At 43.8% G+C, this 13,751-nt stretch carries 12 protein-coding genes; 9 read left to right on the forward strand and 3 right to left on the reverse strand.

All coding sequences use genetic code 11. The features are described from left to right. Positions 1 to 2: 2 nt before the first annotated feature. Together CZ360_RS05965 and CZ360_RS05970 are read left to right on the forward strand one after the other, a co-directional pair. On the forward strand, positions 3 to 971 hold the full coding sequence (locus CZ360_RS05965; protein ID WP_077533268.1) for a cyclophilin-like fold protein: 969 nt from the start codon (positions 3 to 5) through the stop codon (positions 969 to 971). 35 nt (positions 972 to 1,006) lie between these two features. After that, positions 1,007 to 1,462, forward strand: coding sequence for a winged helix-turn-helix domain-containing protein (locus CZ360_RS05970; protein ID WP_077533269.1), 456 nt, complete (start codon positions 1,007 to 1,009; stop codon positions 1,460 to 1,462). A gap of 65 nt (positions 1,463 to 1,527) precedes the next feature. On the opposite strand, the gene CZ360_RS05975 is transcribed toward CZ360_RS05970, so the two are convergent. Then, positions 1,528 to 2,019, reverse strand: a complete 492-nt coding sequence (locus CZ360_RS05975; protein WP_143530165.1) for a hypothetical protein — start codon at positions 2,017 to 2,019, stop codon at positions 1,528 to 1,530. Further along, positions 1,973 to 2,542 carry a hypothetical protein gene (locus CZ360_RS05980; protein WP_143530166.1) on the reverse strand — a complete coding sequence of 190 codons (570 nt, stop codon included), beginning with the start codon at positions 2,540 to 2,542 and terminating at the stop codon, positions 1,973 to 1,975. The genes CZ360_RS05975 and CZ360_RS05980 overlap by 47 nt, the downstream gene beginning before the upstream one ends. Positions 2,543 to 2,755: 213 nt before the next feature. Between CZ360_RS05980 and CZ360_RS14155 the strand changes: the two genes are divergently transcribed. After that, positions 2,756 to 2,923: a hypothetical protein gene (locus CZ360_RS14155; RefSeq protein WP_162841207.1), complete on the forward strand. Its 168-nt coding sequence runs from the start codon at positions 2,756 to 2,758 to the stop codon at positions 2,921 to 2,923. A gap of 285 nt (positions 2,924 to 3,208) precedes the next feature. On the opposite strand, the gene CZ360_RS05995 is transcribed toward CZ360_RS14155, so the two are convergent. Continuing rightward, positions 3,209 to 4,435 carry an IS110 family RNA-guided transposase gene (locus tag CZ360_RS05995; protein WP_077533274.1) on the reverse strand — a complete coding sequence of 409 codons (1,227 nt, stop codon included), beginning with the start codon at positions 4,433 to 4,435 and terminating at the stop codon, positions 3,209 to 3,211. Between the two features lie 579 nt (positions 4,436 to 5,014). Here CZ360_RS05995 and CZ360_RS06000 point away from each other — a divergent pair. The 6 genes from CZ360_RS06000 (at position 5,015) to tet(32) (ending at position 13,685) form a co-directional block, all read left to right on the forward strand. Continuing rightward, on the forward strand, positions 5,015 to 6,571 hold the full coding sequence (locus CZ360_RS06000; RefSeq protein WP_077533275.1) for a recombinase family protein: 1,557 nt from the start codon (positions 5,015 to 5,017) through the stop codon (positions 6,569 to 6,571). Positions 6,572 to 7,015: 444 nt separating this feature from the next. Beyond that, on the forward strand, positions 7,016 to 7,231 hold the full coding sequence (locus tag CZ360_RS06005) for a helix-turn-helix domain-containing protein (protein ID WP_077533276.1): 216 nt from the start codon (positions 7,016 to 7,018) through the stop codon (positions 7,229 to 7,231). Positions 7,232 to 7,270: 39 nt separating this feature from the next. Next, positions 7,271 to 8,872, forward strand: coding sequence for a DNA methyltransferase (locus CZ360_RS06010; RefSeq protein WP_077533277.1), 1,602 nt, complete (start codon positions 7,271 to 7,273; stop codon positions 8,870 to 8,872). Positions 8,873 to 9,046: 174 nt separating this feature from the next. Next, complete coding sequence (locus tag CZ360_RS06015; protein ID WP_083712056.1) at positions 9,047 to 10,711, forward strand: Eco57I restriction-modification methylase domain-containing protein; 1,665 nt, start codon at positions 9,047 to 9,049, stop codon at positions 10,709 to 10,711. Positions 10,712 to 10,882: 171 nt separating this feature from the next. Continuing rightward, positions 10,883 to 11,404 carry a P-loop nucleotide/nucleoside kinase family protein gene (locus tag CZ360_RS06020; protein WP_003505403.1) on the forward strand — a complete coding sequence of 174 codons (522 nt, stop codon included), beginning with the start codon at positions 10,883 to 10,885 and terminating at the stop codon, positions 11,402 to 11,404. Between the two features lie 361 nt (positions 11,405 to 11,765). Then, positions 11,766 to 13,685: a tetracycline resistance ribosomal protection protein Tet(32) gene (tet(32), locus tag CZ360_RS06025; RefSeq protein WP_003505402.1), complete on the forward strand. Its 1,920-nt coding sequence runs from the start codon at positions 11,766 to 11,768 to the stop codon at positions 13,683 to 13,685. The last annotated feature ends 66 nt before the right edge of the window (positions 13,686 to 13,751 follow it).

The following is a 13,751-nucleotide window of genomic DNA, read 5'->3' on the forward strand; positions in this document are numbered from 1 at the left end:
CTATGAAAAAAATATTGTGTATCGCATTGGCTCTTGTTTTAACGCTTGCACTGGCAGCCTGCGGGCAGACTGAAAACGATGTACCCGCTTCATCAGATAATCCTCCCGCAAGTTCATCACAGCCGAGTGCCGATAATGAAAATACAAACGATACTGCGGGAAGCACACCCGTTACGCTTACCATTGGCGATACGGTTCTGGAAGCCTATTTGAATGATTCCGTACCTGCACAAAGTTTGATTTCGCAGCTTCCCCTTACCGTTACATTAAATGATTCCGATAATGATTTCTGCGGTGACAGCCTTGACATTAAATACTCTGAAAGTGATGTGACTTCCGGGTATCAGAACGGCGATCTTGTCTTTTGGACACCTGCAAGCAACTTCGTGATTTTTGTAAGCGGCGAGGAAAATTCCGCAAATACCGGCAATCTTGTAAAACTCGGTCACATTACAAGCCCACAGGAAATGCTGGACGCTTTGGAGGGACAGATTGATGTGACGATTGCCCTAAAAGAAACAACCGATACAAATGAAACTGAAAGCAGTACACCAAATAGCGCGCCGGAAAATGTCACTTCAACAGAATCCGAAGCGCCGGCACAGGAGGAAACAGAAAATATGCAAATTAAAATTACTGTTGGTAATACAGAACTGTTTGCCACATTGGAAGATAACGCAACAACAAGGGCTTTGATTGAGCAAATGCCGATGACCTTATCAATGGACGACTTATACGGTCGTGAAATGTGCTACCGTTACGGTGCAAACGCATTGCCGACAGATAGCCTGCGTTCAGACGGATATGAGGTTGGCGATATTGCTTACTGGCCGCCGAGAGGAAGTTTGGTTATCCTTTATGAGCAGAATGGTGAGCAGTTTGAGCGCCAGCACATCGGACATATCAGCGAGGGCGTAGAAGTGTTTGCCACAACCGGCGATGCCGAGGTGACTTTTGAGGCAATTGATTAAATTTGAATGATTGTGAAAACAAAGAAGGTGGTGAAATGCGAAAAACGATTATCTTGAATTTGGATGATCCAGATGATTCTGTCTATCATTCCATCCTTTTGCTTCTTTCTACACGGCAAACAGACATGGGTATAGAAATTATTACAAATCCAAAAGACGAAATGATAATTTCTTCCGAATTGAAAATTCGACAAGCAGAGCGTCGGGCGTATTTTAAAGATTCCGAAATTGCTCTCACCCGTAAGGAGTATGATATTTTGCTGTATCTTTTGCAAAATATAAATCAGGTTCTTACTTTTACACAAATCTATGAATATGTCTGGAAAGAGCCAGATTACGGAACTGGCCAAGAAGTGGTCAGCCACCATGTGAGGAGTCTTCGCAGAAAACTTTATTTGGATAAATCCTCCGGCTGTTACTTGCGAACCGTTCGTGGAGTCGGCTACAGCTTGGAAAAACAAAAATCCTGTATTGGCTATCCAGGTGGATAGCTAAATACTACAAACCAACCCGAAACAAAGGACGCAGGCTATCCATATGGATAGCCTGCGTCCTTTTACTCACCACAGATTTCCTGGATAACAGGCTCCTGCCCGATCATCCAGTTCATAAATTGCGTCGTAGATAACGCACCGTTCTGAATCTGCTTTTTGCGCTGGCCAGCTTCCTTTCGGAACTGTCGGAAAGCGGCTTTTGCCCTTTGGATCTGTTCCTGCGGGGCACGATTCTTTTCCAGCTTCTTGATGCGGTTGTACCAGAACATATACTCCCGCTTGTAGGCCTGCTCATATTCTTCCTCTTTGGATTTGTTATCAAAACTTTTCCTTGCCGCCTTTTTACTGGCCTTGCGGCACCGTTCACTGCACAGGTTGCTGCGAGAATCCGGGGCGAAGAACACCCGTCCGCATTGGCTGCAGGTGCGTATAATCATGCCAGCATCCAGTATCCGCTGGCGGTAATAGATAAGAGCCGGTCGCAGGGAACCACTTACCACCGCACATTCAAAGGAAATTTCTCCATGGGGGGTACCACAACTCCAGCTTGGCATCTTCCCGATAATTCCACACAGGTACAACCGGCTTTTCCCATTTCCAATTTGCCATCTCCGGCGAGTATTCCCCAAAGGGCAGGATCAGCAGCTGTGCATAATCCCGCAGGGCAGTTTCTGCTTTATGTTTATCCCTTCCTCGGCAGCAGCGCAGGTACATCTCCCAAATCTGAATGGCCGCATACAGAGCAGCGGAATTTCCCACCACCAGCTGGGAAAGAAGTTCAGCCGCTTTCCGCTCTTGTGTTTCCCGTTCTGCCCTTCGCGCCAACAATGCCCCACAAAGGGCCAACACAACCTCCGTCCAGCCGTCGGCGAAGCTTTTCCCGAACTCGCACCAAAACGCCCCCAGTGGGCGGGTTTGGGCCAGATACAGGGGCTTATCCAAACCACGCAGAGCCGCCTCTACCTCGTATTCTGTTCCCAACCACAACTGTTCCTTCAACTGTTTGGTATTGACTCTTAACGCTAAAACCACCCGCTGTGTCAAAGGTTCTTTATGTTCAAAGCGATATTCTTCCATTCGTTTGCCCTTTCTTATGGGAATTATAATTTTACAAGTTATGATTTCTTATATCATACCGCAAAAGCCTTGAAATGGCAAGCTTCCCATGTTAGACTGTGGCATACAATCTTTCCTGTTTGGAGGGGGACTACAGGGGGTGGCAAGCTGACGCTTCCCACCCCAAACCTCCTACTTGGCTGGGAAAGAAAAAGAGAGTTACAGAAAAGAGGGATGTCAGCCAATCAAGTCGTTTTAGAAAACAAGACAGAACCAATACCGCAGTCAGCGGTTGAAAGTCTTGCCCGCACATTGCTTCCCCAGATGCAGGCGTTTTTTGAGAGCGAACAGGGCAAACAGGCGCTGAAGGAATGGCATGAAGAAAGGGAGCGGCACAGTTGAAAGCTCCCGCCGGGCTGGGAGAGTTTTTCTTTCCCAGCCGGTACTTTTTGATAGATTTGAGGCCGGAATTTGTACAGGTTGGTGATAGCTTTCCGGCAGCGGTTGTGATAGTGTGTTGTGCTGGGAAAACGGTTTTCCCAGTCGGTGACTGGTTTTGCAAACCTGCAAATAAATGTCAAGCCTAAAAATGTAGTGTTCAGAAAAAATTTAGAAATATAAAAAAGGACATGAGAAAAACACCGGAGATGATATCGCCGGTGAAAAAACTGGTTTATGGACTGTTACTTAAGCGGTTTCTAACGCATCCAAATAATTTTTCACTTTAGCGTAATAGATGCGGAGGAACTTGGCGGCTCCAGCCACCATGTAAACGTAGAAATGCTTTCCTTCAGTACGTTTCCGATCCATAAAAAGATACACGGGATTTTCAGAATTAGATTTTCGAAGGAGAATGGTAGTGATCTGAAAGAGGGTCTTCCGAAGATGTGGGGAGCCTCTTTTAGAAACATGACGAGTTTTTGCGTCAAACATTCCAGACTGATAAGGCGGAGCATCTACTCCGGCAAAAGCCACAAGTGCGTTTTTATTTGTAAATCTGCGGACATCGCCAATTTCCGCCATCAGCATTGGACCGGTAATCTCACCAGCGCCTTGCATTTCCATAACAACTTCATATTCCGGAAGAAGTGAAGCAAGGCGCACCATCTCTCCGCGCAGAATCTGCAAGGCATCATAAACGGCATTTAAGCTGTTTACGGCTTGTGTAATCAGGATTTTTGTACTTTCACTTTTGGGAAAGGTGGCAACAGCATTTTGGGCACAGTCATATATTTTTTCCACATCAACAGTGCGGAAGCAATATCCTTCTTTTTTGCACCATTTCTGGTAGGTCTCCTCAAAAGAGTGTTTTGAAAGTCCGGCAACGCAATCCCGATGCCAGAAACGTTTTACAAAATCAACCCATTTAAAATGGCCTCTGGTATTGCGGTAGTCAGAGTGCAAAACATTGTTGATCTTAGGGAATGTCTGATCAAGAAGAGAAATCAATCCATTACGTAAAGTGACACTTGTTCCAAGCGTTCGCTCATAGAGGCGGCATTGGGTTTTCAACATTTGGCGAGTTTCATCCTCCGCTGAATATTCCCGCAGCTCTTCCCAAAACGTAAGTCCGTAGTTAGCAATTTTAAGGGAATCAGCTTTGTCGGTTTTCACATTGCGCAGAGAATTGTCAATGAAGCGATGAATAAGAATAGCGTTAACCACACTTACAAAAAATCCTGCCTGCTGCAAAGCGAGTGCAATAGGACGCCAATACATCCCTGTATGCTCCATAACTATCCTGATGTTGCCGCCGATACTACGGATTTTTTCCACTAATTCCTTTAATTCCTGGGAATTATGTTCGACGCAAAAAGGAGTCAGAACAACCTCTCCGCCCGGTCGGCGGACTGCAACTGTGCTTTTCCCTTTGGAAACATCGATCCCTACCACTGTAATTAGTTCATAATTCATATCTTGTCCTCCCATGAAAATATACCGGCGACCGCCTTTTACTCATTACCGATTCAGCTTGCGTAGTTATTCGAATGTCCGGGAAACCGGTATTTCAACCTGCATCAATCGAACGCTGCAATGAGAGGTCGGCTGACAGTTTGCAAAAACGAGCGTATACAGCTCAAGCATAGCGACGTCAGACCGGCAATCACATTGTAGCTTAGGTAAGAGTAACCATACAAGACGATCCTCGTATGTAACCAAACAAACACCATGTCTTGGCATTTATTTAGCTGTTACTAGTATCGCAAACCGGTATTTCAACCTGCATCAATCGAACGCTGCAATGAGAGGTCGGCTGACAGTTTGCAGAAACGAGCGTATACAGCTCAAGCATAGCGTCGTCAGACCGGCAATCACATTGTAGCTTAGGTAAGAGTAACCATACAAGACGATCCTCGTATGTAACCAAACAAACACCATGTCTTGGCATTTATTTAGCTGTTACTAGTATCGCAAGCATAGCGTTTGGATATCCACCAAACGCACCTTGGGAGAACCCAAACCCCTTAAAACAGACAAACGGAGGTGATGTGGATGAAGGCGGTGATTTATGCCAGATACAGCAGCGACAATCAGCGGGAAGAAAGCATTGAGGGGCAGCTGCGAGAATGCAAGGAGTATGCGGAGAAAAACGGGATCATGATTCTACGCAGCTACATTGACCGGGCACTTTCCGCCAAGACAGATAACCGCCCGGAATTTCAGAAAATGGTGCAGGACAGCACAAAAGGGCTGTTTGATACTGTGCTGGTTTGGAAGCTGGATCGGTTTGCCCGCAACCGTTACGACAGCGCCCACTACAAGGCGGTACTCAGGCGAAACGGCGTCAAGGTGGTATCTGCCACGGAGAATATCTCTGATGGGCCGGAGGGCATTATTCTGGAATCCATGCTGGAAGGGATGGCGGAGTACTATTCAGCGGAGCTGGCGCAGAAAATCAACCGGGGTCTTACAGAAAATGCGCTGAAAGGTAAAAACAACGGTGGTGGGATTCCACTCGGTTATCAGCTGACCGACGACCAGCATCTCAGAATTGATCCAATGACTGCCCCGGTTGTGCGGGAGATTTACCAGAGGTATGCAGAGGGAGAAACGGTTCGCAGCATTATCACTTCTCTGAATGAACGGCATATCCTGACGCAAAAACAGAAGCCATTCCGTCCCAACAGCCTTCACAGCGTGTTGTGTAACCGGAAATACATCGGGGAATATCGGTACAAAGACATCATCATACCAGATGGTGTACCGAGTATTATTCCCAAGGATTTGTTCGAAAGGGTGCAGATGAGGGTGGAAAAGAACAAGCGGACTCCGGCAAGGACAAAAGCTGAGGAAGAATATCTGCTGACCACCAAGCTGTTTTGCGGTCACTGTGGGCGTATGATGATTGGCGAGAGCGGTAAATCCCATACGGGTGCTATCCATCGCTATTACAAATGCAGCGGTGCCAAGAGAAAGCTGGGCTGCCACAAGAAAGCGGTGAAGAAAGACTGGATCGAACGCATCGCTGTGCAGTATACCATACAGCAGGTCTTTCAGGATGAACTGATTGCCCAAATTGCGGACAAGCTGGTAGAACTGCAAAACACAGAGGACAATACTCTCCCACTGCTGCGCAAACAGCTTGCAGATACCAACCGCGGGATTGAAAATATGCTCAATGCAATTCAGCAGGGAATCCTGACCAACAGCACCAAAGAGCGGCTGGAGGAACTGGAAAAGCTGCAGGAAGAATTAAAAACCAGCATTTTACAGGCGGAATTGGAAAGGCCAAAATACAGCCGGGAGGACATCATCGAGTGGATCAGCCGGTTCAAATATGGCGACCCAAACAACAAGGAATACCAGCGACAGATCATCGATATTTTTCTCAACAGCATTTATGTATTTGACGACCGGCTGGTTTTCACGTATAATTACAAAAACGGGACGCAGACAGTAACGCTGGCGGACGTTTCTGCGGCCTTCGGTTCGGATTTGAAGTCCTGCACTCCACCACGAAAGAACACACTTTTGTCTACCACGACAGAGTGTGTTCTTTTTTGCATTCTTTGCTGCAAAGACGCTCTAAACAAACAAAAATCGAGGTAAAATCGCATAAAAATAGCGTCGGAGCACTGTTCCGACGCTATTTTTATACCTTCCCGCTCCGTTATGCCGCTCTTGCCTAACTTTTTGTACGTGTTACTAATGTTATTTCTTTGCTTCGATAAAGAACGAACAAAAGGTGGAACCGAAGGGATTTGAATGGAAGAAAACTACGTTTGGTTACTTTTTGTCTCAATGAAGGGTCATGCAGCCGATATAGAGTGCGGATTTGAACTTAATAATATTAGAAATAATCGTAATTATATGCGAAACGCGTACTGTTGGCAGAAAAAGCATCAATTTTGTTCGAGTCCCGCATCCTGAATGGGTTGTTAGATAAATTCGCAACAAATTGCGAGATAATCTCGAAATATTCGACGATATATGCTATACTGTATTCTGTAATATTGTATGCATAATTGCTATCGCTTATAGGAGGCAGAAAAGATGGCTATTTCTTATAACAAACTGTGGAAATTACTGATCGACAAAAAGATGACACAGGCGGAATTACGCAAAGCTGCCGACATCGCTCCAAACACTATGACCAAGCTCCGCCGCGACGAACCGGTAAACCTCGCTATCCTCGGCAGAGCCTGCGCCGTGCTCGGCTGCGACATTGGCGATGTAATGGAATTCATTCCGGATAACGATGAACAATAATCCTGTGCTAACTAAAAATATTTAGGAAGAAGATTGAATATGCAAACTATCGAAAAGCTTTTTTCAATGCCTCTGCCATCAACACGTTCAGGGGTGTTTAATAATACTTTTCCCTATCCGACAAGGATATCCCCAGAGGCGATAGCAGTTTATATTGCTTGTATGACAAAACCGGGTGACACAGTGTTGGATGCTTTTTCTGGAAGCGGCAGCACCGGCATTGCTGCGTTGCTATGTGAGCATCCCACTGAACAGATGAAGAATCTGGCAAAAAGCTTTGGTGTTGAACCAGTATGGGGTAAACGCAATGCTGTTCTATATGAAATTGGAACATATGCTTCGTTTGCAACCAAAACATTAGTAAATGGGCTATCAGCATCAGAATATAAAAAGGCCGTTGATTCGTTTGTTAAAGAAGCCGGAGAATTATTAGGAACGGTCTATGCCGCGATTGATCCGGAAGGACAGAAAGGTGTTATTCGGCATGTGATTTGGAGTGACATGCTGATCTGTCCGACGTGCAATAGTGAAATTTCTTATTTTAAGCACGGCACAACAAGAAATCCAGTAAGTTTTGTTGACCTAATCACTTGTCCGTGTTGTGGACGGCGCCATAGCGTTGCCGATATGCCTTTCGCTACAGAAGAACACTTTGATCGCGTGCTGGAAGCTAAGGTCGAAAGGAAAAAGCGTATTCCAGCGTGGATATATGGCACAACAAACGGAAGAAACTGGGATCGCGAAGCCAATGAAACAGATATTGCTGAGTACCATGAGCTGGAGGAATCGCTAAATATTACCTCTGAACCCAAAAGTATAACATGGGGCGAGCTGCATCGTGCGGGATATCATTTTGGTATAAATTATCTTCACCAGTTCTATACAACGAGGAATTATGCGGTCATGCTGAGGCTTTGGAATCTTGCTGACACATATCCATCAAGTATTGCAGATGCCTTAAAACTATTGCTTCTGAGCTATAACGCAACGCATTGTACGCTTATGACTCGCGTTGTTGCTAAGAAGAACAGCAAAGATTTTGTGTTGACTGGCGCACAGAGCGGTGTTCTCTATATAAGTAAAATCCCTGTGGAAAAAAACATTTTACTTGGATTAAAAAGAAAATCTAAGCCGTTTTATGATGCGTACTTACAGTTAGAAAAGTGCACTGGAAACGTTACCGTTCACAATGCCTCAAGTGCTAGCATGACAGAAGAAGATAATAGTATTGACTTCGTTTTTACAGATCCTCCCTTCGGAGATTATATTCCTTATGCGGAAGTCAACCAAATCAATGAGCTGTGGTTGCAAACTCAAACCAAACGCGCAGATGAAGTGATAATCAGCGCGTCACAGAACAAGGGATTATCCGAATATCAGTCGATGTTGGCTGTTGTTTTTGGTGAAATACAGCGAGTCTTAAAAAAAGAAGGACATGCTGCCGTTGTATTCCATGCAGCAAAAGCGAAAGTGTGGGATGCGTTCAGCAAAGCCATAACAAGCGCCGGTATGCAGGTGGTATTTTCAGGTATATTGGATAAAAGACAGGCCAGCTTTAAACAGATCGTTTCGGATGGTTCAGTACAAGGAGATCCGTTATTCCTGCTACATAAAAAAATGCTGACGTTCAGAAAACAATGACGAGTGTACAGGTACTTGACAGCGTGATTAGGGACAATGCACATAATCGCAGTTTTGACGCAAGAAGATGCTATTCCGTGTATATCGGAAAATGTTTTGAATTCGGAATAACCGAAACAATGGACGCAAAAGATGTCTACGAATATTACCGCCTACGAAAAGAGGCAGAGAAAAATGATGAAACAATCACATAATACAAGCCATCAAAAGCGATATGGGCAATACTTTTCTGGGAATAAAGTAGCTGAACTGTTATCAGCGTTGCTGCCATCAAGTCGACTCTATTCTTCTGCCATAGATCCAATGGTAGGAGTGGGCGATTTGCTGTTGCCGGCCATTCAGAAAGTGCAGCCCAATTCAAACGTTGTTGGCGTAGAAATAGATGCTCCCATCGCTGAACAATGCGCGCAGCGTCTATCATCCGCAAGAATAATCAAGGGGGATTCTTTTTGCAGCAAACAAATTATCATACCAGGTGGTTGGGATTTAGTCATTACAAACCCACCTTATGTTAGATATCAGCTGCAAAAGGATGAGCACAGCGTTATTCCGTCCAGCGCAAAAATACGACACAACTTGTGCAAACAGATTTCAACAATGCAACATTTGAGTGCACCAGATAAAGCGTTCTTTTTGAAGTTGGCTCAGAATTACTCTGGCTTGTCAGATATGGCGGTTCCTTCGTGGCTGCTTTGCGCGTCACTGTTAAGTAATAAAGGCGTTCTGGCCATTGTAGTGCCAGAGGCATGGTTGAATCGAGAGTATGCAGCTCCAATTCGTTATATGTTGTTGAAATGTTTTGACAATATTGTTGTTGCACGAGATGTGGGCACGTGCTGGTTTGAGAACGCATTAGTTCGCACCTGTTTGGTTGTTGCAGAACGGTCAAATACTGTTACTTTCAATGAGGGACTAAAAAAGAATATATACCAAATCGATCTTGGCGCCAACCTTGTGGGTGCAACTTCTTTGATAGAAAACATGTATTTTGAAGGGCACTGTAACTACGCTGCGATTGTAGAGTTGCTGCTGTGGAAGATGAATGTTTCTGGAAATGGATATACGGCGCATAGCTATGATGCAACTTCTGCTTTTTCGGACCTAATAAGTATTGCAAAGTACGCAAAATGGACAGCACAAGAGGAACGAAGCGCCGTTACCTCAAATAGTGTTCTTCCAGCTGAACTTACAAAAATCATAGGATCACGAAACCATCCGGATTATGTTTCTCTGTCTGACCTGGGGATTACATGTGGACAGGGATTGCGCACAGGAGCCAATGATTTTTTCTATATGGAAATCGTTTCCGAAGAATCGCAATTCTACATTGTCAGAGGAAAATCTTGGTGCAAGCAACTGCAGAGCTTTTCCGTGAAAAAGAATAATATCATAAAAGTGGTTCAAAACCGCAGCAATGTGGACGGTTTGGTTGTAGTTCCTGCAGAATTGGGTTTTGGCGTGTTACGCATTTCTAATGAAATCCGCGCCACTGATAGGGCGAGTTGTAGTCGCAAAAAATTCAGCGAAATACGTGTTTTATCTGACGCGCTAACTGGTTATATCGGTGCAGGAGAAACATATGTCGACTCTCGTGGGCGGCACTTCAAAGAATATAGTGCCGTTTCGCCCAACGAAAAAAAGGACGATTCTGGATTCACGAGTTATTGGTATATGCTCCCCAGTTTCACAAAACGGCATTTACCGGATTTGTGTGTGACAAGAATTAATTCAATGCTCATGTACGGTAAGGAAGCAAGCAACCGAAAACAAGAGATAGACCGCCAGCACTACACTATTCCGAACCAAAGACCAAAAGATAAGCATTGTGGGAAAATCTAAACTTTTGGATTTTCCTACAATGCCGACTACGGCGGAATCCCTCCCACTCCTTATATCTTTCTTTCCGTATACATTGAATTTGTATTTAGTAAATGCTATAATGTCCCTATTCAAATTATAAATGTGTTGAATTAGTTACATGTACATATTTTTTGTGCCGGAGGAAGTGAAATGAAACAAAAAATTTATCTCATTACAGGCTTAATGGCTTCTGGAAAATCTACAGTTTCCGATTTACTGGCAAAATCAATAGAAAAATGCGTCCATCTTCGTGGTGATGTGTTCCGAAAAATGATTATTTCAGGCAGAGAAAATATGTCAGCTACCCCATCAGCGGAAGCAGTCCGCCAGCTGTACCTTCGATACAAATTGACTGCTGATGCGGCAAGGTCATACTTTGACAACGGCTTTTCTGTAGTGATCCAAGATAACTACTACGGTGATGAATTAAACCGAATGATAAATTATCTGCATAAATACCCTGTTGAGGTTGTCGTTCTTTGTCCAGATGTGGAAACAATAAAAGAAAGGGAACGATACAGGGAGAAAACAGGCTATTCCGGCTTTACGGTTGAAACCTTATACGATACATTTATGCAGACAACACCACGGATCGGCTTTTGGCTGGACAATTCCAATCAAACACCACAGCAGACAGCAGAAACCATTCTGAACACCAGGAAGCCGGTATGATTGTTACATATAAGGGGAAGAAAAATTTCTTTTAAGTACTTTCTTTCCTAAAACTGATGTGATATAATAGCTTCATTCCAGAAAAGGAGTAAAAAATATGCGGCAAGGTATTCTTAAATAAAACTATAATCAAATAGTGGGAACAAAGAATTATGATAGCTCCTTTTGTGGGGGCTTGGTTTTTTGTACCCAATTTAAGAATACTTTTGCCTTATCAATTTTGACATATTCAAAAAACAGCAATCACAAATAGGTGTATGCTGTATATGTGTATGTCCGCAAATTAGAATCCCCAGTGGTAAAAGTATTTTACTGCTGGGGATTTTTATGCCCTTTGGGGCTGTAAAGGGAGGACAATCACATGAAAATAATCAATATCGGCATTCTGGCCCATGTAGACGCAGGAAAAACTACATTGACAGAAAGTCTGCTATACACCAGTGGAGCGATTGCGGAACAGGGAAACGTGGATAAAGGGACCACAAGAACAGACACTATGATTTTGGAACGGCAACGGGGAATTACCATTCAGACAGCGGTTACTTCTTTTTATTGGAATGATTATAAAATCAATATCGTGGACACTCCCGGTCATATGGATTTTTTAACCGAAGCATACCGCTCTTTATCTGTCCTTGACGGAGCTGTTTTAGTCATTTCAGCAAAAGACGGCGTACAGGCACAAACCCGTATATTATTCCATGCGCTTCAGAAAATGGACATTCCGACAATTATCTTTATAAATAAGATAGACCAAAATGGGATCGACCTGCAGTGTGTTTACCAAAGCATTAAAGATAAACTTACCAGTGATATGATTGTCATGCAGGAGGTTTCCCTGTCGCCAAAGATAACCATGACCGATATTTCTGATTTAGACAAATGGGATATGATTATTTCCGGAAGCGATGAACTATTAGAACGATATGTTGCAGAGGATTCTTTGGATATACAGGAATTACAATATGAAAAGTGCAAAAGAACCAGATGCTGCTCTTTGTTTCCTGTTTATCATGGGAGTGCAAAAGACAATTTAGGAACAGAAAAACTGATTGAAGCGATTATAGAAACTTTCATTACAGAAACGGACGATATTCAGTCTGAATTATGTGGATATGTTTTTAAGGTTGAGTATACAGAGCGGAAAAAACGGCTTTCTTATTTACGCCTGTATCATGGGACGCTCCATTTACGGGATACCCTGCTGCTGTCAAAAAAGGAAAAAATAAAGATTACAGAAATGTGTATTCCGTCAAATGGTGAAATCGTCCCGGCTGACCATGCCTGTCCGGGAGAAATTGTTATTTTAGCTGATGATACTTTGAAACTGAACGATATCCTGGGAAATGAAAAACTCCTGCCTCACAAAACACGGATTGATAATCCCATGCCATTACTTCGGACAACGGTAGAGCCGCAAAAGCCGGAGCAAAGGGAAGCCCTGTTAAATGCCCTCGCAGAGATTGCTGATACAGACCCTCTTTTGCATTTTGACATTGATACTGTTACCCATGAGATTATGTTATCTTTTTTGGGAAAAGTACAGTTAGAAGTTATTTGTTCGCTATTAGAAGAAAAATATCATGTGGGCGTGGCTATGAAAGAGCCTTCGGTTATTTATCTGGAAAGACCGCAAAAAAAAGCGAGCTGCACGATTCATATTGAAGTGCCGCCGAATCCGTTTTGGGCATCTATTGGTTTGACTGTAACACCGCTTCCTGTTGGAAGCGGAACACAATATAAAAGCGAGGTATCTCTCGGCTATTTAAACCAAAGTTTTCAAAATGCCGTCATGGAGGGTGTGCGTTATGGAATGGAGCAGGGCTTATATGGCTGGGGAGTGACAGACTGCCAAATTTGTTTTGATTATGGAGTTTATTACAGCCCGGTCAGCACCCCCGCTGATTTTCGTTTTCTTGCGCCTGTCGTGTTGGAGCAGGCATTGAAAAAAGCAGGGACACAACTGTTGGAACCATACCTTTCCTTTACCCTTTTTGCACCGCAGGAATATCTTTCACGGGCTTATAATGATGCACCAAAGTATTGCGCAATCATTGAATCAACCAGACTTGAAAAAGATGAAGTTATTTTTAAGGGTGAAATCCCTGCCCGTTGTATCGGTGAATATAGGAATGATCTGAATTTTTATACAAATGGAAGAAGTGTCTGCATTACAGAATTAAAAGGGTATCAGGAAACTTCCGGCGAGCCTGTATTTCAGCCACGCCGCCCGAACAGCCGTTTAGACAAGATCCGGCATATGTTTCAGAAGATAATGTAACGTCTTGCGCAATGCAAGCGTTCATTGCTGGCTATTGCGAAATATCATTGATAAAATCAGCATCAG

The sequence above is a fragment of the Massiliimalia massiliensis genome, from assembly GCF_900155615.1.
GTDB classification, from domain to species: domain Bacteria; phylum Bacillota; class Clostridia; order Oscillospirales; family Ruminococcaceae; genus Massiliimalia; species Massiliimalia massiliensis.

Bases quoted from the DNA above. Each gene is read 5' to 3' on its own strand.
- CZ360_RS05965 (WP_077533268.1), top strand. From the start codon at position 3: ATGAAAAAAATATTGTGTATCGCATTGGCTCTTGTTTTAACGCTTGCA.
- CZ360_RS06000 (WP_077533275.1), top strand. From the start codon at position 5,015: ATGAAGGCGGTGATTTATGCCAGATACAGCAGCGACAATCAGCGGGAA.
- CZ360_RS06010 (WP_077533277.1), top strand. From the start codon at position 7,271: ATGCAAACTATCGAAAAGCTTTTTTCAATGCCTCTGCCATCAACACGT.
- CZ360_RS05980 (WP_143530166.1), bottom strand. From the start codon at position 2,542: ATGGAAGAATATCGCTTTGAACATAAAGAACCTTTGACACAGCGGGTG.
- CZ360_RS06005 (WP_077533276.1), top strand. From the start codon at position 7,016: ATGGCTATTTCTTATAACAAACTGTGGAAATTACTGATCGACAAAAAG.
- CZ360_RS06015 (WP_083712056.1), top strand. From the start codon at position 9,047: ATGATGAAACAATCACATAATACAAGCCATCAAAAGCGATATGGGCAA.
- CZ360_RS05970 (WP_077533269.1), top strand. From the start codon at position 1,007: ATGCGAAAAACGATTATCTTGAATTTGGATGATCCAGATGATTCTGTC.
- CZ360_RS05975 (WP_143530165.1), bottom strand. From the start codon at position 2,019: ATGCCAAGCTGGAGTTGTGGTACCCCCCATGGAGAAATTTCCTTTGAA.
- CZ360_RS05995 (WP_077533274.1), bottom strand. From the start codon at position 4,435: ATGAATTATGAACTAATTACAGTGGTAGGGATCGATGTTTCCAAAGGG.
- CZ360_RS14155 (WP_162841207.1), top strand. From the start codon at position 2,756: ATGTCAGCCAATCAAGTCGTTTTAGAAAACAAGACAGAACCAATACCG.
- CZ360_RS06020 (WP_003505403.1), top strand. From the start codon at position 10,883: ATGAAACAAAAAATTTATCTCATTACAGGCTTAATGGCTTCTGGAAAA.